This is a genomic window from Thiohalocapsa sp. (assembly GCF_022340605.1).
Classification (GTDB): Bacteria; Pseudomonadota; Gammaproteobacteria; order Chromatiales; family Chromatiaceae; genus Thiohalocapsa.
In genome coordinates this window covers 1-21,677 of the sequence record NZ_JAJDNQ010000122.1, presented here as the reverse complement: position 1 = coordinate 21,677, position 21,677 = coordinate 1, and the positions used below count along the sequence as shown (strand labels likewise).

Below are 21,677 nucleotides of genomic sequence, written 5' to 3'. Positions count from 1 at the left end.
GCCGTATCTCCGCGATGCCCATCCACATTCTCGGTCTTTCCGCTTACTACCACGATAGCGCGGCCTGCCTGCTGCGCGACGGCGAGATCGTCGCCGCCATTCAGCAGGAGCGCTTCTCGCGCAAGAAGCACGACGCCCGTTTCCCGACGGAGGCCCTGAGCCGCTGCCTCGATATCGGCGGCATCGGTCTCGGCGAGGTGGACCATGTGGTCTTCTACGACAAGCCGCTGGTGAAGTTCGAGCGGCTCCTGGAGACTTATCTCGCCTATGCGCCACGTGGACTGCCGTCGTTTCTGAAGGCGATGCCGGTGTGGCTGAAGGAAAAGCTCTTCCTCAAGGACCTGCTGCAGAAGGAGCTGGCCGCGCTGCCGGGCGCACCCGCCAGGGACGCGCTGCCGCCGCTGCTCTTCGCCAACCACCACCAGTCCCATGCCGCCTCGGCCTTCTTCCCGAGCCCGTTCGAGCGCGCCGCGGTGCTGTGCATGGACGGCGTCGGCGAGTGGGCAACCACGTCCGTCTGGCTTGGCGAGGGCAACCGGCTGGTGCCGGAGTGGGAGATCCAGTTCCCGCACTCCCTGGGGCTGCTTTACTCCGCGTTCACCTATTACACCGGCTTCAAGGTCAACTCCGGCGAGTACAAGCTGATGGGCCTCGCCCCCTATGGCAAACCCAGATACCGTGATCTGATCCTCGAGCACTTGCTGGCGCTGAAGGACGACGGCACCTTCCGCATGGACATGCGCTATTTCAATTACGCCAACGGGCTCACCATGACCAGCCGCGCCTTCGAGAAGCTGTTCGGCGGCCCGCCGCGGCGGCCCGAGTCGCCCGTTACCCAGCGCGAAATGGACCTGGCGGCGTCCATCCAGGCCGTGACGGAGGAGGTCGTGCTGCGACTCGGGCGCACCGTGCACCGGGAGCTCGGGCAGGACCGGCTCTGCCTCGCCGGTGGCGTCGCGCTGAACTGCGTCGCCAACGGCCGGCTGCTGCGCGAGGGACCGTTCTCCGAGATCTGGGTGCAGCCGGCGGCAGGCGATGCCGGCGGTGCACTGGGGGCGGCGCTCTCGGTCTGGCACGAGTACCTGGAGCAGCCGCGAGAGGTCACCGCGGGGCGTGACCGCATGCGCGGGTCCTACCTCGGGCAGGCGCACGGCAACGACGAGATCGAGGCATTCCTGCGCGACAACGCCATCCCCTATCACCGGCTCGACGACGCCACGCTCATGCCGAAGCTCGCCGAGATGTTGGACGCGGGTCAGGTCATCGGCTGGTTCCAGGGGCCCATGGAATTCGGCCCGCGGGCGCTGGGCGGGCGCTCCATCATCGGCGACCCGCGCAACACTGAGATGCAGTCGGTGATGAACCTGAAGATCAAGTACCGCGAGTCGTTCCGGCCCTTCGCGCCTGCGGTCCTCGCCGAGCAGGTGTCGGACTGGTTCGAGCACGCAGCGCCCAGCCCCTACATGTTGATGGTGGCCCCGGTTGTGGAGTCCCGCCGGCTATCGATGACACCCGAGCAGGCGCGGCTCTTCGGTATCGACAAGCTCAAGGTGCCCCGCTCCCAGGTGCCGGCCATCACTCACGTCGACTACTCCGCCAGGCTGCAAACGGTGCACAAGGAGACAAACCCGCGCTTCCATCGGCTCATCGAGACCTTCGCCGAGCGCACCGGCTGCCCGATGGTCGTCAACACCTCGTTCAACGTCCGCGGCGAGCCCATCGTCGCCACCCCCGAGGACGCTTACCGCTGCTTCATGCGCACGGAGATGGACGCCCTGGTGCTGGAGAACTGCCTGCTGCTGAAGCCGGAGCAACCGGCCACGGAGCGTGACGAGCGCTGGCGCGACGAGTTCGAGCTGGACTAGTAAGCTTGCGCCAAATTCCTGTGGCCACTGGCTCCAGACGCTTCGGGATCGAAGTCGATCCGATCCCGAGCTCGATCTTGCACCGGCCAGCAGTGGTTAGCCGCATTTCGGCGCGGTTGTACTCGCGCCCGGAGAGACAGACGATGCACGAGATTCCGGAGCTGGACGCCAAGGGCCTGCGGCACTTCGCACTGACCACGGCGGGCATCCTTGTCGGCCTGTTCGGGGTGGTGCTGCCCTGGCTCGGCGGGCTCGGCTGGCCGCTCTGGCCCTGGGTGCTCGCCGCGGTGCTGGCGCTGTGGGGCCTCATCAAGCCGGCGAGCCTGCGCCCCGTCTACCGCGGCTGGATGCGCTTCGGCCAGATCGCCAACCGCATCATGTCGCCCCTGATATTGGGGGTCATGTTCTTTGTGGTCATCCTGCCGGCGGGTATCGTGATGCGGCTCATGGGCCGCGACCCGATGCGCCGGCGGCTGGAACCGGATGCCGAAAGCTACCGGGTGCCGAGCCAGCCGGTGCCGCGGGACTCCGTCGAGAAGCCCTACTGAGCCTCCAACAGCCCGATCCCCATGTCCGAGCTCCCCGACCGCCACGAGCAGATCCGCCTGGTGCATGCCGAGTTCATCCGTCAGGCGGCCGCCACCTGCGGCAACGCCGAGCGCCGCACCGAATTCGATGCCCTGCTCGCCGACGCCGAGCAGGCCGGCTGGCCGGAGCTCGTGGCCGCCCTCAAGCGCATCGCCGCCGGCGAGCGCGGCCCTGAGGTCTTTCGCGGGCTGGACGAGGAGGACCAGGTCATTGCCGAGGCCATCCTGCGCGGCATGCAGGACCCGTCCACCCTGCCCGACCCTGCCCAGCGCCAGGACCCCGCCATGGCCGCTCCCGGCCTCGCGCACATGATCCACGCCGCGCGTACCGGCAACGCCCAGGCGCTCGCCATCATCGGCAACATGGCCGAGCAGATGAGCACTGTCGGCGGCCAGATGGCTCGGCTCGCCGGCGTCATCCGCCCCATGATCCAGGGCGAGCGCGACCCGGGGCGCTTGACGCGCGGCATGGACAGCCAGGGCGAGCGGCTGGTGCTGGAGATCCTGGCGGAGCTGGGGAAACTGGAAGCGCACTAGGTGCGCGAGCAGGGTCTGGTGCGGCTCGACGCACCGGACCGACAGGAGCGCGGAGCCTGATCGGATTACGTGCCAAAGATGCAGACGGCGCAAGAATGCGCCGACCGAACCAGCGCTTGCTAGCTGCCAGCCCCTAATTCCCCGCTTCAGGCAATTCTGCAGGGCGCCAACCCGGGTGGGGCCGGAGCCGAGGAGCCATGGCGAAGGCTCTGGTCGTGGTCGTGGTCGTGGTCGTGGTCGAGCATTCGATCACGACCACGACAGCATAGTCGGGTGAAACGCTGCACGAGCCCTCAGATGTGCGACTTAGCCAAGCGGTACGAGAGTGAGCCGCAACCCCGCGACCAGCGATTCGAATCCGCTCATCATCTTTAAATCCTGCGATGCGCTCGATCCGACCGCGCGCCCGGAAGCCGCCCCCTGGGGCCACCGCCTTGCAGTCGGCCGCGCGGCCCATCGCGGCCGGAACGCCACTCCCACGGGCCGCTCAGCGCACGCGCCGTGGGAGCGCCGTCCTCGGCGCGATCCGCGACCGCAATGCTCATCGCGGCCGGAACGCCGCTCCCACGGGCCGCTCAGCCCTTCGCCTTGACCGGCACGCAGATTCGGGTCAGCAGCGCGTCATCGCTCGCGGCCCGGTCCGGCCCGGTGGCGTAGATCTCCAGCGCCGGCCGCGCGCGGTCCCACTGGCGCTTGGCCATGCGCAGGTGGCCCGTGGCGGTGTGCCAGGCGAGGGCCATGAAGTCATAGCTGCCCTGCACTTCCGTCACCTCGAAAAGACCACCGGCGAAGTGCTTCAGCGTCAGCTCGCCGGGCGCGGTGTCCGGCGGCACGGGTATGGCGATGTCGCAGCGGAAGCGGTCGGCCTTCGGGTGTGCCATGTGGTAGGCCGTGAACGGCGGTCCGGCGGGCTCGATGCCACGCGCCGCGAGCACCCCCGCAAGGCGCGGGAAGCCCGCTTCCATGGCGCGGATCATGTCATCCATGCCGCCCTCGAACGGGAGGGTGAGCGCCGACTGCGCCGGCAGCTCGGCTGCGCCCGGAAAGCGGATGTTGAGCTTGGGTGCTGCCGGGTCCAGCAGCGCACGCAGCCGCACGAGGCCGAGCTCGAAGTCCTTGTCGACGAACTGCGAGAACATCGGTGCCAGGAAGCGCAGCAGGAAAGGCATGCGCCCGCGCATGATCCAGAACACCTCGGTGGCGGGCGTGCCGTCCTGCGCGGTAGCGGCGAACTCCCAGGTGACGGCCCCCTTGAACTTGAACGGCCGCTGGAAGGCGATGCGCCGCTCGATGCGCTCCGGCGGGTGCAGCGCCACCTGGGTAACGCGCCCGGCGCCGATGAGCTGCCCGTTCCAGGCATACCAGCCGCCGGCCGCATCCGGGGCGTCGCTGCTGGTGCGCTCGGCGTCCGGCTCATGCAGCAGCCTGGGGCTCCAGTCCGGCCATCGGCCCAGGTCCCGTACCAGGTCGAAGGCGGCCTCGGGTGTGCAGCGCATCACCAGCGAGCGGCGCACGCGGACCTCGCCGGGCTGAATCGCCAGGAACACCAGCAAGCCGGCGATGACAACGAGCGGGAACAGGATCAGGTAGAGCATGGCAGCACCCGGCGCGGCTGGACGTCGCCGCGCAGTCTAGACCAGGCGGCAACCCGCGTGACACAGGCGCTGCGAAACCGGCACAAAAAACGGCGGCACCGCCCGCTGCTCCTAGCCGACGCCGAGGTTGAGCCGCAGCCGCCCGCGCCCGAGCTGTGCCGGGTCGATCTGCACCGCACGGCTCTTGCCGCGCAGCGCCGTGCGGCCCCGCCGGAGCTGCAGTTGAGCAGCGGGTGACGGTCGAAACAATCCATCATCCCGCGCCGGTGCGGCGGGCACGGAAATACAAGCAATAGAAAGGGACCAGGCCACGACGAAGGCCGCGACAAGCCGTGCGTTCCACATGGCTGACTCCCACGGGTTGTTATGTTCGTGCGCCGGGCCGGGGGTGCCCCGGCGGAAATCGTGCTTCCGCGAGCACAAGGTTGGGTCGTGGGGGCCGTGGAAGGCGTGAAGCGGTTCGCCGCGCGCCGGAGCGGCAGCGGACCGGGTTCACAAAACCATGATTCGACTAGTGAAATGTGACGCAGGTCCGCTTGCACGGCGCGTCGGAGAGGGGGCACGCGGGGGAGCCGCGCCGACGCGGGCGGAACGGGACGGGACGGGGCATGCATTCGCTCCATCTCGGTTCGCCCCTTCCCGGTAAGCGGCGCCTCACGCGTAGGTCGGGCCGACGCAGGAGGCCCGACGATCAGGCGATCAGGGCGCCCTCCACGTCGGGCTTCGTTCCCCAGCCCGATCGACCTTCCACGGGCCAACCTACCGAGAATTCGCGCCCGGTCTCGCACGCTCAGGACGGCGCCGGCGCCGCCAGCAGCTTCTCGATGGTCCTGACCAGCTTCTTGCTGTTCGGCGAGGTGAAGCTGGAGTAGACGTCCACCACCTTGCCGTTGCGGTCGATCAGGTACTTGTAGAAATTCCACTTGGGGTAGACGCCGGTCTGCTGGGCCAGGTATTGGTAGAAGGGGTCGGCGCGCCCCTTCTTGACGCTGATCTTCTCGAACATCGGGAACTCCACCGAGTAGGTGAGCCGGCAGAAGTCCTTGATCTGCGCCTCGGTGCCCGGTTCCTGGTTGGCGAAGTCGTTGGACGGGAAGCCGATCACCACGAGGCCCTGGTCGCGGTACTTGGCGTACAGGGCCTCGAGCCCCTCGTACTGGCCGGTGAAGCCGCACTTACTGGCGGTGTTGACCACCAGCAGCACCTTGCCTTGGTAGGCATCGCAGAGGTGCACGGTCTCGTCGCTCGCAAGGCGGCGCTTCTCGAAGTCGAGCGACGGGGCGCAGGCAGCGGTGGCGGTTTCGGTCATGAGCAAACCTCCCAGCAGGGTCAGCAACAGCATCGGGTGACGAGTGCGGATCATGGCGCATGCTCCGTTCGGTTTCTGGTTATACAAAACCTGGACAGGCGCGATATGGAGCGGCGCGGGTCGATCACAATAGCCGTTCAGCGTACGCCGCGCACGCCAGCAACGGCACGGGGGCCAACACGCGGGGCAACTCGCCGACACCTGTCCAGCCTTTGAAAACCCACCGCCGCGAACCAAATTAGCGGGCTTTGACCCTCGCGAGGAGCAGCACCCATGGCCGAATGGCTGGAAGGCAAGATTGCCGGGAAACGGCACTGGTCGCAGGCCCTCTACAGCCTGCAGATTGACGCACCGCTGCCGGATTTCACCGCCGGGCAGTACATCAAGGTGGCGCTGGACGTGGACGGCGAGCGCGTCGGCCGTCCCTACTCCCTGGTCAACGCCCCGGCCGAGCGGCCGCTGGAGATCTACTTCAACGAGATCCCGGAGGGTCCGCTGACGCCCAAGCTGTCGGACCTGGAGGTCGGCGACCGCATCTGGGTCTCGGACAAGGCGAGCGGCGTGTTCACGCTCGATAACGTCGTCTCGCGGCGGCATCTGTGGATGCTGGCCACGGGCACGGCACTGGGCGTGTATCTATCCATGCTCAAGACGGCGGACCCCTGGGAGCGCTTCGAGCGCGTGATCCTGGTGCACGGCGCCCGCAACGCCGGCGAGCTGTCGTACGGCGAGACCATCGCCGAGATCCAGGCCGCACACGAGGACGCCTTCACCTTCATCACCACGCTGACCCGCGACAGCAGCGAGACGTCGCTCATGGGCCGCATCACCAACCTGTTGGAGAACGGCGCCCTGCAGGCGGCTGCCGACGCCGACATCACGCCGGAGGACAGCCATCTGATGCTGTGCGGCAACTCGGCCATGATCAAGGACGTGCGCGCCTGGCTGGAGGGCCGCGGCATGCAACGGCACAAGCGCCACGAGCCGGGCAACTACACCACCGAGCAGTATCACTGACGCGCGCCGGCATCACCACGCCGCCGAGCCCATGCTGACCGTCGCCGAGCAGGCAGCGGCGTCCGCGGACCTGGCGGCCACGCGCAGCCGCGCTGCGAAGTTGGCGCGGCTGGCGGCATTGCTGCGCACTGCAGATTCGGGCGAGGTCGGCACGGCCGCGCGCTGGTGCACCGGCGAGGCTGCGGACCGCCCGCTCGGCATCGGCCCGGCGCAGGTGCGGGCCGCGCTGGCAACGCCGCCGGCGGCAGCGCCGGCGCTGACGCTGACGGAGACCGCCGCACGGCTCGCGGCGCTCGCGGATATCGGCGGCAGCGGCGCCAAGGCCCGTCACGCCGACGCGCTGGCCGAGCTGTTCGGGCAGGCCACCGTGGACGAGCAGCACTATCTGGCTCGGCTCCTGCTGGGCGAGCTGCGCCAGGGCGCACTGGAATCGCTGGTGCTGGACGCCGTCGCCGCCGCCTTCGAGGTCCCGCAGGCGAGCGTCCGCCGCGCCGATCATCCCGCGCCGCGCCGGTGCCGATGCGGCCACCGCCGCCGACTTTCTGCAAGCGGCGCTGGCCGCCGGCCACGACGTTCTGATGGCCAAGCATCCCGAGGCGCCCTACGCCGCGGGCGGCCGCGGCAGCCACTGGCTCAAGGTCAAGCAGGCGCACACGCTGGACCTGCTGGTGCTGGCCGCCGAATGGGGCAGCGGCCGGCGCAGCGGCTGGCTCAGCAACCTGCACCTGGGTTGCCGCGACGGCGCCGGCGGCGTTCTGATGCTGGGCAAGACCTTCAAGGGGCTGACGGACCAATTGCTCGCCTGGCAGACCGAGCAGCTGCTCGCCCGCGAGATCGGCCGCGATGGGCACGTGGTGCACGTGCGCCCTGAGCTGGTGGTGGAGATCGCCTTCAACGAGCTGCAGCAGAGCCGGCAGTATCCGGCGGGACTGGCGCTGCGCTTCGCGCGGGTCAAGCGCTACCGCACCGACAAGGCGGCGGCGGAGGCGGACCACATCGACACCGTGCGGGCGCTGTTCGACCGCCAGGTGGCCTACCGCGAGGGCGCCGCGCCATGAGCACGCTAACCACTGCCGCACGGCGCAGAGCGCCACTGTGGGAGCGCCGTCCCCGGCGCGATGACAGGCCGCCGGTGCGCGCCCCTCGCGGCGAGGACGCCGCTCCCACGGTGCGCGCCCCTCGCGGCGAGGACGCCGCTCCCACGGCGGGCGCCGCCTGGACGTGAGTTGAGTCGGTGTCTTGCGCCGCGCTCAGCCAGCCGCCCGTGACGGCTCCCGGCAGCCCCGTGCGCCACCTGCCGCTGGTGCTGGGCGATCAGCTCGCGCGCGACAGCCGCCTGTTCGACGGCTGCGATCCGGAGCGCGAACTGGAGTGGATGTACGAGGCGGCGAGCGAGGCCACGCACCGCGTTGATGTGGCAAAACCTCGAGCGGATGGACTCTGGACGGCTGGCCCTGATCGGCGCGCAGGCGGACAATCTGCGCGTGTCGTTGGCCGGCACCTGACCCAACTCCCCTGGTCGATTCGAGCGGAGGATGCAATTGGACGCGGATGTGATCATCGTCGGCGCCGGGCTGTCCGGCCTCGCCTGTGCACTGCGACTGCAACGCCACGGCCTGCGCCCGCGGGTGCTGGAGGCGGCGGACCGGGTGGGCGGGCGCATCGCCACCGACATGCGCGAGGGCTTTCTGCTGGACCGCGGCTTTCAGGTACTCCAGACCTGGTACCCCGCCGCCCGGCGTCTCCTGGACTACGAGGCACTCGAGCTCAACGCCTTCTATCCGGGCGCCCTGGTGCGCATCGGCGATGGCTTCCACCGCGTCAGCGACATCTGGCGCCGGCCGCTGCAACTGCCGGAGATGCTCGTCTCCCCGGCCGGCACGCTCGCGGACAAGCTCCGGCTGCTGCGGCTGCGCCGGCGGGCGCTCAAGGGCGACCTCGCCGCACTGTATGCGCGGCCGGAGCAATCCGCCGCGGCGCTGCTGGCGCAACTGGGCTTTTCCGAGCGCATCCGGGCGCGCTTCTTCCGGCCCTTCTTCGCCGGCGTCTTCTTCGAGCCCGAGCTCGATGTCTCCAGCCGCGCCTTCGAGTTCGTCTTCCGCGCCTTCGCGCTGGGCGACACGGCACTGCCGGCGCACGGCATGGAGCAGATCCCGCTTCAGCTCGCGAGCCGACTCGCGCCCGGGAGCCTGCGGCTCGGCAGCCGCGTCGAGGCGATCGAGGACGACGGCGTGCGGCTCGCCGGCGGCGATCGGCTGCACGCCCGCGCCACCGTGGTCGCCACCGACGGCACCGCCGCCGCCGGGCTCCTCGACCGCGAGCCGCCCGCCACCCGCGGCACCACCTGCTTCTACTTCGCTGCCCCGGAGGCGCCCTTCTCCGGCCCCTACCTGGTGCTCAACGCCACCGACCGCGGCCCCATCAACAGCCTGCTCTGCCCGAGCAACCTGTCCGCGCACTATGCGCCCGCCGGTGAGGCCCTGGTCTGTGTCAACGTCTTCGGCGCCCGGCACAATCCGGACGCGCTCGAGACCGAGCTGCGCCGCCAGCTCCTCGGCTGGTACGGCGAGCAGGTGGAGGTCTGGCGGCGCCTCGCCGTGTATCGGCTGCCGGCGGCGCTGCCGGCGCAAACGGCGGACGTGCGGGTGCCCGCCGCGCCCATGCGCATCGGCGAGCGGCTCTGGGTCTGCGGCGAGACGGCGGCACCGCCCTCCATCCACTGGGCGCTGGCGAGCGGCGACGGCACAGGCGGCGACATCGCCGGGCGGCTGCGGGCCGGCAGCCACGACCCGCACCCGCGCACCGCCGCCTGAGAGGGGGCCGGCGCCTGCGCGCGCCCATGCGCTCTCGCCGGCGGCACGCGTGCTCGCACCTTACCGCGCGTCCCGGAGCGCAACGCGCGCCACGCCCCACCGGCGTACACCATTGCTAGACTTGGGTCGCAGTCGGATCGGGACGCCAGGCACTGCCAGGCACTGGGCATCCCGACGCAAGCACAACGGAGCGCAGCGCATGAAACATGTGCGATTGATGGTAGCGGCCGGCGCGCTGCTGCTGGCAGGTGCAGACCCCGTCGGCGCCGAGGTCTACAAGTCAGTGGACGCGAACGGCAATGTCATCTACTCGTCCTCGCCCTACGCCGGCGGCGACCCGAGCGAGGCACAGACCATCGGCATCGACCCCGGCCCCACCAGTGCGGATCGCTCGGCCGCCGAGCGGCGGGTGCAGGCCATGCAGCAGCGCGGTGGCGGTGGCGCCGGCAATACCCCGCCACAACAGCCGAACCCGCCGCCCGCCGCCGCGCAGAAGCCCCAGCCCATGGACTGGCAGGAGGACGAGGCAGTTCAGCGCGCGCGCTCCACCAGCCGTGAGGAGCGCAGCACCGGCGGCTTGGCCGGTGACAAGCGCGGCCGCGCCCGGGGGACAATCTCCAGCGAGCGGACCTCGCGCTGACGGGGGTTGGACCGGACGCCCGCTGTCCGGCGCCGGATGTCGAGCACCCGGCGGCCCGGCAAGCACCGGCGCAACGGCAAGCCGCTCAGGCGTGCCCGGAGCCCGCGGTGCCCGCGTCGGCCTTGCGCAGCGCGGCCAGGCCGCCTTTCAGCATGATCAGGTCGTGCAGCTCACAGAGCATGAAATGGCGGTTCGCGGGCTGCCGGAGCCTGGCCACCGTGGAAGGGTGGCCATCGCGGTAGCGGCGCGCGGCGACGCGAAACGTGTCCGGCAAGCCCAGGTTGAACGGTGACGGCTGCACCAGTAGGCGCACCACCTGCTCGAATAGCAGCGCATAGCGCTCGTCCTCCGGCTCGCGGTACAGCTCACCGAGGTCACCGCCGTACTGGCGGAAGAGTTGCAGGTAGTCCTCGACGTCGGGCTTGGTTGGGCTCATGAGTCATCTGCCACGCCGAGGCGAGTCCGGGGCATCCGATGCGCTGAAGAGGCGTCAAGGCTGAAAGCGGCAGTTGGACGGAGCTGGGTCGCGGCACCAAGCGTGCCGCTCCCACCCAAGCGTGCCGCTCCCACGGCCGTGGCGAAGCTCAAGCAAAGCACGGGCCAAACCCGTATGTGCGCCGCTCCGCCGGCTGGCCAGGCCGCGCCAATGCAGACGCCGCGGGCGAATCAACACCCCACCGGCACCCGCCGGCCACGCCGCCCCGGGTCTGTCACAAAACCGACAACCCGCCCGCGCCTGTGCGAATGCGATCGCCGTAGGAGCGACACTCCCGGTGCCGCGTGCGAGCGGCACTCCCGGTGCCGCGACGGGAGAGCAGCACGCCCGATGCCGCGACCATGCGGCCACAAAGCCGCAACAGGTCTTCTTCACCCCCCCTCAATCCTCGACATCGCCGTCGGTAACGGCCCGCCGGCGCAACAGGTAGGTGTCCATCAGCCAGCCCTTGGCGTCCCGCAGCGCCGCCTTGACGCGCAACAGCTCGTCTAGCACCTCGTCCAGCGGCCCCGACACCAGCACCTCGTCGTCGGCGCCGAGGTAGCCGCCCCAGTAGATGTCCATGCCCTGCCCCACGAAGCGCTGGAACGACGCGTTATAGTCCAGCATGACGACGGTGTTGTGGACGCTGGCCGGGTCCACCTGCTCCGCCTCGCGGCCGGTGATGATGCTGATGGACTCGCCGACCCGGTTCAGCGGGATGCCGTGCCGCGCGACGAGCACCTGCACGGCGCTGATGCCGGGGATCACGGTCAGCGCGACGGTCTCCGGCAACGTCCGCACCACTTGATCCACCATGGTGATGGTCTGGTCGTAGAGCGTCGGGTCGCCCCACAACAGGAGGCCGCCGGTCTGACCATCGGCGAGCGACGCGGCGAGGAGGGCGGCGAAGATGCGGCGCTTCTCGGCATGCCAGTCGGCGACGATGGCGCGGTAGGCGGCGGCGTCCCGATCCACCGCCCGCGGTCGCGGCGGGCTCGCGACGCTGACCTCCCGGTAACCACCCTCAGGGCGCACGCGGTGCATGATGTCGCGGCGCAGCGCGATCAGCTCGTCCTTGCCCCGGCCGGCCTTCTCCAGCAGAAAGAACACGTCCACCCGACGCATGGCCTCCACGGCCTGCAGGGTCAGGAAGTCCGGGTGGCCCGGGCCGATGCCGATGAGATAGAGCTGTTTCATGGGGCGCGATGTTCGGCGCTGATGCGGCGTGCAGGCTTGACGCCGGTCAACGGAAAAGCCAAAGCCCGACGGTTTTGCTGGCAGCCGACGCCCCAGGCAGTACCATCCGGGCAGTCGCATCAGGGAAGCGAGTCAGCCGCACCCGAGACACCGTTTCCGCGCCAAGCACGGCTGCTGAAGCCGGCGTCGCCCGTGGCCCGAATCCCGCAACTATAGACGGGGCTCAATGACGCGGTGCGTCAAACTCCGCGAAACTCGCGCGAGTGTACAACCGACGCCGGCGCCACTGCCTGGGCGACACGAGGCAGGTGCCGGCAGCCACCGCAACCACCAACCGCAGCCGCCGGTGCCAGTCCGCGACCGACGCTCACCGACACGGAGCCGATTCATGCGCATCCTTTTCGTCCACCCCAACTACAGCGCCGGCGCCGCCGATATCGCCGGCAACTGGTCGCCGGCCTGGGTCACGTATCTGGCCGGCTACCTCAAGTCCGGCGGCTACGACGACTATCAGTTCGTCGACGCCCTGGTGGACGACCTGGATGACGATCAACTGCGCTCCGCCATCCGCGCGGCAGGGGCGGACATCATCGCCACCACGGCCATGACACCGATGATCTACGCCGCGCAGCGGGTGCTGCAGATCGCCAAGGAGGAGTGCCCAAACGCCGTCACCGTCATGGGCGGCATCCATCCCACCTTCATGTTCAAGCAGGTGCTCGCCGAGGCGCCCTGGGTCGACGTCATCGTGCGCGGCGAGGGCGAGGCCGTCACGCTGAACCTGGTGCGCGCCATCGACGCAGGCCGCTGGCCCAACGAGCGCGATCAGGTCAACGGCATTGCCTTCCTCGGCGACGACGGCGCGGTGGTGGCCACCCCGGCCGAGCCATCCATCAAGGATGTCGACGCCATTAAGGCGGACTGGGGCATTCTGGACTGGAAAAAGTACATCTACATTCCGCTGGGTGTGCCAGTCGCCACCCCGAACATGGCCCGCGGCTGCCCCTTCACCTGCAGCTTCTGCTCGCAATGGAAGTTCTGGCGCGACTACCGCGTCCGCGACCCGAAGCAGATGGTGGACGAGATCGAGGAGCTGGTGAAGGTTCACGGCGTCGGCTTCTTCATCCTCGCCGACGAGGAGCCCACCATCAACCGCGCCAAGTTTATCGAGTTCTGCCAGGAGCTCATCGACCGCGACCTCGGCATCCACTGGGGCATCAATACCCGCGTGACGGACGTGATGCGCGATGAGGAGCTGCTGCCCTTCTACCGCAAGGCCGGGCTGGTGCACATCTCGCTCGGCACCGAGGCCGCCGCGCAGCTGAACCTGGACCGCTTCGTCAAGGAGACCACGGTGGCGCAGAACAAGCGCGCCATCGAGCTGCTGCAGGAGAACGGCATCGTCACCGAGGCGCAGTTCATCGTCGGCCTCGAAAACGAGACCCGTGAGACCCTGGAGGAGACCTACCAGATGGTCATGGACTGGGGCGCCGACATGGCCAACTGGTCTATGTTCACCCCGTGGCCCTTCTCCGACATGTTCACCGAGCTGGGCGAGAAGGTCGAGGTCTTCGACTACTCCAAGTACAACTTCGTCTCGCCGATCATGAAGCCGGACAACATCGACCGCGCCGAGCTGCTCGACGGGGTCATGGCCAACTACCGGCGCTTCTACATGAAGCGGATGCTGTTCCAGTATCCCTGGGTGAAGGACCCCTTCCGCCGCCGGTATCTGATCGGCTGCATCAAGGCCTTCCTGAAGAGCGCCATGGAGCGCAAGTTCTATCAGCTCGGGAAGCAGAACTACTGGGGCCCGATGTTCAAGAAGCTCATCCGCTTCGACTACGACAAGTCCGCGTCGAAGATCGAAGAGCCGGACCACAACGCCTGGAAGAAGGCCCCGCCGGCCAAGCGCCCGGCGCTGCAGCCGAGCGGCGTCACCGCCTCCATCAAGGCCTGCGGCGGCGCCGAGCCGGCCCATGCCGCCAGGGCCTGCGGCGGTGGCGACCAGCAGATGACCGACGAGCAGATCGCCCAGTACAACGGCCCCGCCAGCAACCCGGGCGAGGTCGCCGTGCCGGTCTCCGAGATCGGCAAGCCGAAGGAGAAGGCGAACATCGCCGAGCACGCCTAGCCGCCGCAACGCGGCGCCACCTGCGCCGCGCCCAACAGCGAGTACGCCCCCATCCGGGGGCGTTTTCATATGCGCCCGGCTCTTGCCGAGGCTCCGCCTCGGCAAGAGCCGCTTTGGCAGCTCTGCCGCCTGAGCAAGCCTGACGCGTCAAGCTGACGCCTGAACGTCGCCTGGGCACGGCCTTGACCAGTGGCCGTCTAGAGGTAGATTCACGCGAAGAACGCTCCGACGACAAGACGACGATGATCCGGATTCGTTGCGAACGTCCAGCTGCGGATACCAGGCGCGCCGCTGGCCGTTGGCCGTGGCCTGGCGGATGAACCATCTCCACGCCTGCCCGAGGGTCGGAGGGTGGAACAAGCGCAGCGGTTCCACCCCCGCGGCATCAATCCCTCGCCACCCCCTAAATTCGCGTGCACTCGCTGCCCTCATCCCGATGGATGAACGAACAGCTCGTCCAGCTTCCCACACGGCTCCGCCAGCTTGGGCGCCTTGTCGCGCTCGGCGTTGGCGCGAATGATCTGCGAGACGATCTCGCAGCTCTTGTTCCGCAACTCCGTACCCAGCGTGTATTTGTCGTTGGCGCCGGCGTAGTTGGCCGCGTTCATGCTTGATTGTCGGGCCTCCTTCGCCGGCCCGACCTACAGCGGACCGCCTCGGTGGGCCGAGAGCGCGAATCCCTGCCCAGTCTGTGCCGCGGTGTCAGAAGGCGTCCGCGAATACCTGCTCGGGCCGGGAAACCGCCGAGACCCTGTGCATCGCGCTGCGCGGTCGGGGCGCGAGGCCGTGCTAGAGTCTTGTTGACCAGATCGATCCCGCCCCACGAGGCGGCCTTGCGCCATGACCCGACGCCCCTGCCCATCGGCATCCAGACCTTCCGCGAGATCCGCGAAGGGAGGTTTTACTATGTGGACAAGACCGGCTTTGCGCTGCGGCTGCTCGAGGAGGGCAAGTATTACTTCCTCTCCCGCCCCCGGCGCTGCGGCAAGTCGCTGTTCCTGGACAACATCACCGATGCGGCCACCGCGCGCGCGATGCGCGACGGCCTGCGCAATCTCTATTCGGTCATCAAGGGCCAGGATGCGCACATCCGCTTCGCCTTTCTGACCGGGGTGAGCAAGTTCAGCAAGGTGAGCCTGTTCTCGGGGCTCAATAATCTCAGGGACATCACCGTCGATGCGCGGTATTCGGCGATCTGCGGCTATACCGAGGCGGATCTCGACCGCGTCTTCGCGCCGGAGCTGGAACGGCTGGACCGCGCGCAGATCCGCGCCTGGTACAACGGCTAGAACTGGCTCGGCGAGGCCGTCTATAACCCCTTCGATGTGCTGCTGCTGTTGGATGCGCGGGAATTCCGTCCGTGGTGGTTCGAGACCGGCACGCCGACCTTTCTGGTCGACGTGCTGACCGAGCGCGGGTATTTCACGCCGGATCTCGCCGGGGTGCGCGCCTCGGAGGCGTTGCTGTCGTCCTTCGATGTGGATCATCTGGCGCCCGAGGCACTGCTCTGGCAGACCGGGTATCTGACCTTCACGGGCTCGCGCCAGACCGGTGCGCGCTGGGAGTACAGCCTGGGTTATCCCAATCTCGAAGTGGAGTCCGCGCTCAACGATGCGCTGCTCAAGGGGCTGATGGGCGATGCCACGCGGGCGGAGCGCGCTGTCAGCCGGCTCCACGATGTGCTGGTCGCGGCCGACTTCACGGCGCTGCGCCAGCACATCTTCAGCCTCTTCGCGGCCATCCCGCACCAGTGGCACGACGGCAACGAGATCGCCCGCTACGAGGGCTTCTACTGCAGCGTCTTCTACAGCCACCTGGCCGCGCTCGGGCTGGACCTGGCCACCGAGGACGCCAGCAGCCACGGCCGCCTGGACCTGCGCCTGCGCTTCAACGGCCGGATCTGGCTGTTCGAGCTCAAGGTGGTGGAATTGGCGCCGAACGGCGCCGCGCTGCAGCAGATCAAGGACCGGGGCTATGCCGAGGAGTACCGCGCCGAGGGGCTGCCGATCCATCTGATCGGCATCGAGCTGAGCCGTGAGCGGCGAACTCTGGTGGGGTTCGAGGTGGAGACGGTGGAGCCCGTCTGACGGTCTTCGGATCGGCCGAGAAGGTCAAGACTCCGCCATCGGCGCGTATGTGCGGGCGCCCTGCGCCGGGGGTGGCAGATCAGTCTACGGCGCCGGCAGACCGTTCAAAGGCCGCACCGGACCGGTAGCCGAAATTCTGCATGTTCGTGAAGACGCTGGTCAGGGCAGCGCCGGAGTTGATGCTCTGGTATTGGCCTCCCGGGCACTCTGATTGTTCCGCAGCGGCGGCTGGAAGCCGCCGGTCCCGGTGGCCGGCAGGATGCCGGCGCTCCCGGTTGCCGGCGCTCCTCCTCGGCCAACGAGACTGGGCAAGAATCTGTCGTAGCTCGGGCCGAGGAACGAAGCCCGACCGGATGCACAACGTAACCGCCTGATTGTCGGCCCTCCTTCGTCGGCCAGATCTACGGAAGCGCGCGTCGGACGGTGGCGAGCGCGAGTACTTGTCGAGTCTCAACCGCGCGGTTGGAAAGGCGGACCAGCCGGCATGCGCACGTTGGACGCTACGGCCTCGCTGGCGGCATCGGCGCTGCCAAGCCGCGCGATAGCGATGCCGGTAGCCGGTGAAGGGCTGCCAAGCCACTGGTCGAGACGCGGCTGGAACGCCTGCCAGGCTTGCTTGCCCGACCGCCTCAGTCCGCCGTCACAGCCACCCAATCCGCCGGCAGCCGCCAGCGCACGAGCCAATCCAGCAGATCGAGTCCGGGCATGGGCTCGGCGATGCCGAAGCCCTGTACCAGGGGGCAGCCAATGCGCCCGAGGGCGGTGGCCTGCGCCGCGTGCTCGACGCCCTCGGCGATGGGGGTGCGGTTGAATGCCTGCGCGAGGCCGACGATGGCGGTGACGATGCTGCCCGCCTCGCGGTCGTCGAGCATGTCACGCACGAAGCTCTGATCGATCTTGAGCAACTGCGCGGGCAGGCCGCGGAAGTAGGTCATGGACGACGCGCCGGTGCCGAAATCGTCCAGCGCGAAACCCACGCCCAGCGCCCGCCCCTCGCGGATGCTGTCGGCGACGGCAGCGAGGTCGGCCGCCGCGGCGCTCTCCTGCACCTCGATCACCAGGCGCTCCGGCGGCACCAGCGGATAGGCGTCGAGCAGCATACGCAGCACCTCGACGAAGCCGCCGTGGATCAAGGTTTGCGCCGAGATGTTGACGTGCAGCCGCAGCCCGATGCCCTGCTCCACCCAGCGTTGCAGCTCCGGCAGGGCGTGGTCCAGCACCCACACATCGAGCCGGCGCAACAGGTGGGCGCCGGCACGGTCGGGGAGCACGCTGCCGGCGCCGAGCAGGCCGCGCTGAGGGTGGGGCCAGCGCAGCAGGGCCTCGGCCGCCACCGGCACGCCGCGAGCGAGGTCCACGATGGGCTGGAGGTGCAGGTCGAGCTGGTCCAGCGCCAGCGATTGCTCCACCTGCTCCAGGTGATCGCGGTGGGCGACCGCGAGCCCGTCCGCCTCGACGTCCAGGAATTGAAAGCTCCCCGGCGCGCGCGCCTTCGACAGCAACAGCGCGTGAGTCGCATGCCGCAACAGCCCGGCGGCCTGCTCGCGGTCGCGCGGGTACAGGGCCACGCCGATGCTGGCGGTGATCTCGACGGTGCGCGGTCCGATGCGAAAGGGCGCAGCTACCGTGTCGAGCACGGCCTGCAGCCGCTCGGCACAGCCTTCCACCGAGTCGATGTCGGTCAGCAGCAGGCCGAAGTCGTCGCCGCCCCAACGGGCCAGCGTGTCCGTCGGCGGCAACTGCCCCGCCAGCCGCTCGGCGAGCTGCTTGAGCAAGGCGTCGCCGATGTCGCGGCCGTGGACCTCGTTGACGCCCTTGAAGTCGTCCAGGTCCAGACAGCAGACCGCGAGCGCCCTGGCCTCGGATGCGCGGACAGATGCCCGGGTAGATGCTGGAGCAGATGCCCCGGCGGCATCGGTGGCAGCATCGGCGGCGGCGATGGCCTGGTCGATGCGGTCCTGGAACAGGCCGAGCCCGGGCAGGCCGGTGAGGGCATCCCGCTCCACCTGTCCGGGCTGGGACGGTGGTGGCGACGCTGCCGCGTCCGCCTCCGGATGCAGCACCAGCAGCAGCTCGCCGGCCTCCGTTGCACCCAACGTGACCGGACAGCGCGCGCCGCCGGCGGTGTCGCCGAGCGCGTCGCCCGATGCGGCTTCGGCCCGCGGCGGCGGCAAGGTGACGACCACCCGCTCGGTGCGCCGGTGGTCGAGCCGCCACAGCGCGGCGGGCAATTCGCCGTCGCCGAGCGTCGGCAGCGCCACGAGCAGGCGCCGGCCAACCAGCTCCGGCTCGGCGCGGCCGAGCAGGCGTTGCGCGGGCGGGTTGACGGCGGCGATCTCGAATTCGGGTGCGCCTTCGTCGGCCGCCACCCTGCGGCAGAGCACCACGGCATCGTCCACCAGCTCCAGCAGCCGCTCGGATACGGCGCGGGCCTCGGCGGCGCGGCGCCTCAGCAGTTGGCGCGGCCGGATGTCCTCCACCACGGCGCTGAAGCCCGCCGGCTTGCCGCCGGCGCCGCGCAGCAGCGAGAGCGTCCAGTCCGTTGCGCGTGCCGCGCCGTTCGCGGCCAACAGGTGCTTGCGGCAGCGGTAGCGATCGATCTCTCCGGCGAGCAGTTGCCCGATCTGGGTGCGGTCGCTGCCCTGGTCCCGCGGATGAACCAGGTGCGTGAGCTTGAGGCCGCGCAAACTGTCCGGCGCACGCTCGAGCAGGTCGGCGAGCACGGGGTTGATGCGCATCAGATGCTGATCCAGGCTGAGCTCGGCGACGCCGAACACCGGATTGTCGAACAGCGCCGCCAGCCGGCCGTTGGTGTCGGCCAGGGCCTGCCGAGTCTGCACATCGGCGCCGCTCCAGACGGCTGCTAGCTGGGCGCGGCCCGCGCGCTGCACGACGCGGAACCGGGCGCTGAGCGCGAGCGGGCTGCCGTCGGCCCGGCGCAGGTGCAGCCCGGCGCTGCCGCCGCGCTGCTGAAGCAGCTGCTGGATGCGGGACGCCAGGTCCGATCTCGCGGCCGCGACCATGAGATCAGACAGCCGCAGCGCACCGAAGGCCTCGCGGTCGTAGCCGAGCATCGCGCACGCGGCGTCGTTGAAGGAGACAATCCGCAGGTCGGCTGGCTCCAGCACGACGACGCCATCGCGCGTCGCACCGAACACGGCCGCGAACAGCTCGTAACTGTCTTTGAGGTCGGCCTCGGCGCGCTTCAGCGGCGTGACGTCCAGGTGGACACCCGCGAGGCCGCCGCCGTCATGGGTGCCGCGCTCCTGCACCCATCGCCAGTGCCCGCCGCTGCCGCGGAGCCGGTATTCCAGCCGATAGCCCGGCCCGCGCTCGCGCAGTTGGGCATCCAAAGCGGCGCGCCACCGGATCCGATCGTCGGGGTGGATCTGATCGCGCCACCACGTCATCGGCAGGGATGCGCCGTCGGCCGCGAGTCCGCAGGAGGCGGCCCAGCGCGGAGACAGTTGCAGCCGGTCGCTCTTGGGCTCCCAGGCCCAGAGTCCGAGCCCCGCGTCCTCCAGTTGCAGTTCCATGACCCTCGGTTTCACGACTGCTGGCCTGGCGATGCTCGGGTAAACAAGCAGTGCCCACCGTGTTGCCGGCGCCACACTCCCGCGCGGGATGGCCCCGGGGGCGATACCCTGCCGTGCATGACGCCCCGGTCCCGCGGCGTTGCGCGTCGGTGAAGATAGGGAGCGCTACATCGTCTCGCAGAGATAGGCGCCCATTTTCATGTCCGCGCCGAAGATGTGCCCCACCAGCCACTGCTCCAGGAACTCGACCTCTTGGTGGGAGACGGACTTGCCCTGCTGCTGAAGCTTCTGCTGCAACGCCTCGGCGCTGGCGATCAGGTCGTCGTGCTCCGCCTTGTGCTCGGCGAGACCGTCGTAGGCGTGCTTGAGCATCAGCCGCTCCTCATGCCGGAAGTGCCAGACGGTGCAGGCGATGAGCTCGTCCGTCAGCGCCGCGATGTACTCGGGCGACTCCCCCTCCGCCACCGCGTGGTTGAGGATGTTGTACAGGTCCACGAGCCGGCGGTGATCTTCGTCGATCTCGGGCACGTCGACGCTGAGGGTCTTGTCCCAGGTCAGCTCTCTCATGGGCGCGGTCCTCGTGCTGGCGGTGGATGTGCGCTCCGCGGTTTGCGGGGCGCTGCGCCGACAACGTTAGCAGCAAGGACCTGCAAACGTCTGCCATCAGGTTGCATGCCGTCAGGCGCGCGGCCGACCGACGTTGCAGACGCTGCTGAAACGCCCGCCGGCCTTGCGGCGAGTCAGGTGGTCGAGTAACGGCGCTTGGGCGCCCCCCAAGGCAACATGCGGGACAGCACACCATCGCCCAGCACGTACTGGTGCCAGAGCGCGGCGGCGACATGCAGACCCACCAGGATGTACAGGTACAGCTCCATGGGCGCGCCGTGCAGCACCTCCATCAGCTCGTGCAGCCAATGCATGCCGCCGGTGACCGACGGCACGGCCATGCCGAAGAAGTCCGCGGCACGGTCCTTGGAAGCGACGCGCAGATAGCCGAACACCGGGATCAGCAGCGTGGACAGGTTCAGCAGAACATGCGTAACGCGCGCCGCGGCCATGCTCCAGCCCGGTGCCTGGACGGCCTCCGGCGGCGGCACAAGCCGCGCCCAAACGATGCGGGCGAGCACGACGAAGAACAGAAGGATGCCGATGGACATATGCAGGTGCAGCCAATCCGTGCGCAACTCGGTCCCCTTGGGCGCTCCCTCGCGCAGGCTGTTGGTGACCAGGAGCGCGATCAGCATGGCCACGACCAGCCAGTGGAAGCTCTGCGCCACGAAACCGTAGCGCGCGGGTGATTGGGTGTCGGACACGTTATCTTCCAGCCTCTATAACCACTTAGGGAGCCAGGATTCTAACGCGGCGGCGGGAGCGGCGAAACAAGGGGTCGGCCCCGATCCATCGCCACCGCGCACGCGGCACCGCTGGAGGGGATCAGGCTCCGCTTCGCACCTTGACGTGCGCGAGCAGGCCGCGTCCGTTGGGCTTTGCTACGACGCCGACGCGCCGGCTTACTGAGCGGTGGAGCCCGCTGCGAGATGGGGCAAGTATTGTTCGCAATCTCGAAATCGCGCGGATTGTAGGTCGGGTTACGCTGCGCTAACCCCTCCTCCCGTAACGTCTGCTTCAGGCCGACCGGCGTGGGAGCACCACCGCCTTTTGTGGCGCGACGACGGCTGGCGGGTTGCCTGCCGCCTGGCAGTTACCCGGGGCTTGGTGTGCTGCCTTGCCGCCGGTCGCGGCACCAAGAGTGCCGCTCCCACAAGCGCTGCTACACCTGGTCGAAGCCTCGGCTCGTGGTCGTGGTCGTGGTCGTGGTCGTGGGCGTGGGCGTGGGCGTGGGCGTGGTCGTGGTCGTGGGCGTGGTCGAATAGTCGACCAC

At 69.1% G+C, this 21,677-nt stretch carries 17 protein-coding genes and 2 pseudogenes; 10 read left to right on the top strand and 9 right to left on the bottom strand.

All coding sequences use genetic code 11. From position 1 onward, the window contains the following. The first annotated feature begins 14 nt into the window (after nucleotides 1-14). The 3 genes from LJE69_RS15750 (at nucleotide 15) to LJE69_RS15740 (ending at nucleotide 2,989) form a co-directional block, all read left to right on the top strand. Nucleotides 15-1,865 carry a carbamoyltransferase gene (locus tag LJE69_RS15750; protein ID WP_296926827.1) on the top strand — a complete coding sequence of 617 codons (1,851 nt, stop codon included), beginning with the start codon at nucleotides 15-17 and terminating at the stop codon, nucleotides 1,863-1,865. Nucleotides 1,866-2,008: 143 nt separating this feature from the next. Beyond that, nucleotides 2,009-2,413 carry an SxtJ family membrane protein gene (locus tag LJE69_RS15745; RefSeq protein ID WP_296926825.1) on the top strand — a complete coding sequence of 135 codons (405 nt, stop codon included), beginning with the start codon at nucleotides 2,009-2,011 and terminating at the stop codon, nucleotides 2,411-2,413. Between the two features lie 21 nt (nucleotides 2,414-2,434). Continuing rightward, nucleotides 2,435-2,989 (top strand): hypothetical protein, encoded by a 555-nt coding sequence (locus LJE69_RS15740; protein ID WP_296926823.1) that lies wholly within the window; start codon nucleotides 2,435-2,437, stop codon nucleotides 2,987-2,989. A gap of 575 nt (nucleotides 2,990-3,564) precedes the next feature. Here the strand turns inward: LJE69_RS15740 and LJE69_RS15735 are convergent. The 3 genes from LJE69_RS15735 to LJE69_RS15725 all read right to left on the bottom strand — a co-directional run bounded on the left by LJE69_RS15735 (nucleotide 3,565) and on the right by LJE69_RS15725 (nucleotide 5,893). Beyond that, a complete protein-coding gene (locus tag LJE69_RS15735) occupies nucleotides 3,565-4,584 on the bottom strand; it encodes an SRPBCC family protein (RefSeq protein ID WP_296926821.1) in 1,020 nt (339 codons plus the stop codon). A 111-nt stretch (nucleotides 4,585-4,695) separates the two neighbouring features. Beyond that, complete coding sequence (locus LJE69_RS15730) at nucleotides 4,696-4,929, bottom strand: hypothetical protein (RefSeq protein ID WP_296926819.1); 234 nt, start codon at nucleotides 4,927-4,929, stop codon at nucleotides 4,696-4,698. A 445-nt stretch (nucleotides 4,930-5,374) separates the two neighbouring features. Continuing rightward, nucleotides 5,375-5,893, bottom strand: coding sequence for a glutathione peroxidase (locus LJE69_RS15725; RefSeq protein WP_296926845.1), 519 nt, complete (start codon nucleotides 5,891-5,893; stop codon nucleotides 5,375-5,377). A 273-nt stretch (nucleotides 5,894-6,166) separates the two neighbouring features. On the opposite strand from LJE69_RS15725, the gene LJE69_RS15720 reads away from it, so the two are divergent. From LJE69_RS15720 to LJE69_RS15700, 5 genes and pseudogenes are all read left to right on the top strand, one after another. Then, nucleotides 6,167-6,910, top strand: a complete 744-nt coding sequence (locus LJE69_RS15720) for a ferredoxin--NADP reductase (RefSeq protein WP_296926817.1) — start codon at nucleotides 6,167-6,169, stop codon at nucleotides 6,908-6,910. Nucleotides 6,911-6,941: 31 nt separating this feature from the next. Continuing rightward, a pseudogene (locus tag LJE69_RS15715) lies at nucleotides 6,942-7,304 on the top strand (hypothetical protein); the annotation flags it as partial. Next, on the top strand, nucleotides 7,210-7,968 hold the full coding sequence (locus LJE69_RS15710; protein WP_367114690.1) for a hypothetical protein: 759 nt from the start codon (nucleotides 7,210-7,212) through the stop codon (nucleotides 7,966-7,968). The pseudogene LJE69_RS15715 and the gene LJE69_RS15710, both read left to right, overlap by 95 nt. 477 nt (nucleotides 7,969-8,445) lie before the next feature. Beyond that, nucleotides 8,446-9,723, top strand: a complete 1,278-nt coding sequence (locus LJE69_RS15705; protein ID WP_296926815.1) for an NAD(P)/FAD-dependent oxidoreductase — start codon at nucleotides 8,446-8,448, stop codon at nucleotides 9,721-9,723. 199 nt (nucleotides 9,724-9,922) lie between these two features. Next, entirely contained in the window at nucleotides 9,923-10,363 is a 441-nt protein-coding gene (locus LJE69_RS15700) for a DUF4124 domain-containing protein (RefSeq protein WP_296926814.1), read from the top strand. Nucleotides 10,364-10,448: 85 nt separating this feature from the next. Here the strand turns inward: LJE69_RS15700 and LJE69_RS15695 are convergent, their stop codons facing one another. Together LJE69_RS15695 and cobF are read right to left on the bottom strand one after the other, a co-directional pair. Continuing rightward, nucleotides 10,449-10,799: a hypothetical protein gene (locus LJE69_RS15695; RefSeq protein ID WP_296926812.1), complete on the bottom strand. Its 351-nt coding sequence runs from the start codon at nucleotides 10,797-10,799 to the stop codon at nucleotides 10,449-10,451. 441 nt (nucleotides 10,800-11,240) lie between these two features. After that, nucleotides 11,241-12,038, bottom strand: a complete 798-nt coding sequence (cobF, locus tag LJE69_RS15690; protein ID WP_296926810.1) for a precorrin-6A synthase (deacetylating) — start codon at nucleotides 12,036-12,038, stop codon at nucleotides 11,241-11,243. Between the two features lie 388 nt (nucleotides 12,039-12,426). Here cobF and bchE point away from each other — a divergent pair, with 388 nt between their 5' ends. Continuing rightward, on the top strand, nucleotides 12,427-14,172 hold the full coding sequence (gene bchE, locus LJE69_RS15685) for a magnesium-protoporphyrin IX monomethyl ester anaerobic oxidative cyclase (RefSeq protein ID WP_296926808.1): 1,746 nt from the start codon (nucleotides 12,427-12,429) through the stop codon (nucleotides 14,170-14,172). Between the two features lie 428 nt (nucleotides 14,173-14,600). Here the strand turns inward: bchE and LJE69_RS15680 are convergent, their stop codons facing one another. After that, on the bottom strand, nucleotides 14,601-14,780 hold the full coding sequence (locus LJE69_RS15680; RefSeq protein WP_296926806.1) for a hypothetical protein: 180 nt from the start codon (nucleotides 14,778-14,780) through the stop codon (nucleotides 14,601-14,603). Between the two features lie 246 nt (nucleotides 14,781-15,026). Between LJE69_RS15680 and LJE69_RS15675 the strand changes: the two are divergent. After that, nucleotides 15,027-16,259: pseudogene (locus LJE69_RS15675) on the top strand (AAA family ATPase). 629 nt (nucleotides 16,260-16,888) lie between these two features. Here the strand turns inward: LJE69_RS15675 and LJE69_RS15670 are convergent. From LJE69_RS15670 to LJE69_RS15660, 3 genes are all read right to left on the bottom strand, one after another. Continuing rightward, nucleotides 16,889-19,795 carry an EAL domain-containing protein gene (locus LJE69_RS15670; protein WP_296926804.1) on the bottom strand — a complete coding sequence of 969 codons (2,907 nt, stop codon included), beginning with the start codon at nucleotides 19,793-19,795 and terminating at the stop codon, nucleotides 16,889-16,891. Between the two features lie 165 nt (nucleotides 19,796-19,960). Then, nucleotides 19,961-20,362, bottom strand: coding sequence for a bacteriohemerythrin (locus LJE69_RS15665; RefSeq protein ID WP_296926802.1), 402 nt, complete (start codon nucleotides 20,360-20,362; stop codon nucleotides 19,961-19,963). Nucleotides 20,363-20,535: 173 nt separating this feature from the next. Further along, nucleotides 20,536-21,108, bottom strand: a complete 573-nt coding sequence (locus LJE69_RS15660; protein ID WP_296926800.1) for a cytochrome b — start codon at nucleotides 21,106-21,108, stop codon at nucleotides 20,536-20,538. Nucleotides 21,109-21,677 lie beyond the last annotated feature (569 nt).

Excerpts from the sequence above, each read along its gene's own strand:
- LJE69_RS15695 (WP_296926812.1), bottom strand. The coding sequence starts at position 10,799 with ATGAGCCCAACCAAGCCCGACGTCGAGGACTACCTGCAACTCTTCCGC.
- LJE69_RS15735 (WP_296926821.1), bottom strand. The coding sequence starts at position 4,584 with ATGCTCTACCTGATCCTGTTCCCGCTCGTTGTCATCGCCGGCTTGCTG.
- bchE (WP_296926808.1), top strand. The coding sequence starts at position 12,427 with ATGCGCATCCTTTTCGTCCACCCCAACTACAGCGCCGGCGCCGCCGAT.
- LJE69_RS15720 (WP_296926817.1), top strand. The coding sequence starts at position 6,167 with ATGGCCGAATGGCTGGAAGGCAAGATTGCCGGGAAACGGCACTGGTCG.
- cobF (WP_296926810.1), bottom strand. The coding sequence starts at position 12,038 with ATGAAACAGCTCTATCTCATCGGCATCGGCCCGGGCCACCCGGACTTC.
- LJE69_RS15665 (WP_296926802.1), bottom strand. The coding sequence starts at position 20,362 with ATGAGAGAGCTGACCTGGGACAAGACCCTCAGCGTCGACGTGCCCGAG.
- LJE69_RS15705 (WP_296926815.1), top strand. The coding sequence starts at position 8,446 with ATGCAATTGGACGCGGATGTGATCATCGTCGGCGCCGGGCTGTCCGGC.
- LJE69_RS15730 (WP_296926819.1), bottom strand. The coding sequence starts at position 4,929 with ATGTGGAACGCACGGCTTGTCGCGGCCTTCGTCGTGGCCTGGTCCCTT.
- LJE69_RS15670 (WP_296926804.1), bottom strand. The coding sequence starts at position 19,795 with ATGGAACTGCAACTGGAGGACGCGGGGCTCGGACTCTGGGCCTGGGAG.
- LJE69_RS15745 (WP_296926825.1), top strand. The coding sequence starts at position 2,009 with ATGCACGAGATTCCGGAGCTGGACGCCAAGGGCCTGCGGCACTTCGCA.
- LJE69_RS15700 (WP_296926814.1), top strand. The coding sequence starts at position 9,923 with ATGAAACATGTGCGATTGATGGTAGCGGCCGGCGCGCTGCTGCTGGCA.
- LJE69_RS15680 (WP_296926806.1), bottom strand. The coding sequence starts at position 14,780 with ATGAACGCGGCCAACTACGCCGGCGCCAACGACAAATACACGCTGGGT.
- LJE69_RS15740 (WP_296926823.1), top strand. The coding sequence starts at position 2,435 with ATGTCCGAGCTCCCCGACCGCCACGAGCAGATCCGCCTGGTGCATGCC.
- LJE69_RS15750 (WP_296926827.1), top strand. The coding sequence starts at position 15 with ATGCCCATCCACATTCTCGGTCTTTCCGCTTACTACCACGATAGCGCG.
- LJE69_RS15725 (WP_296926845.1), bottom strand. The coding sequence starts at position 5,893 with ATGACCGAAACCGCCACCGCTGCCTGCGCCCCGTCGCTCGACTTCGAG.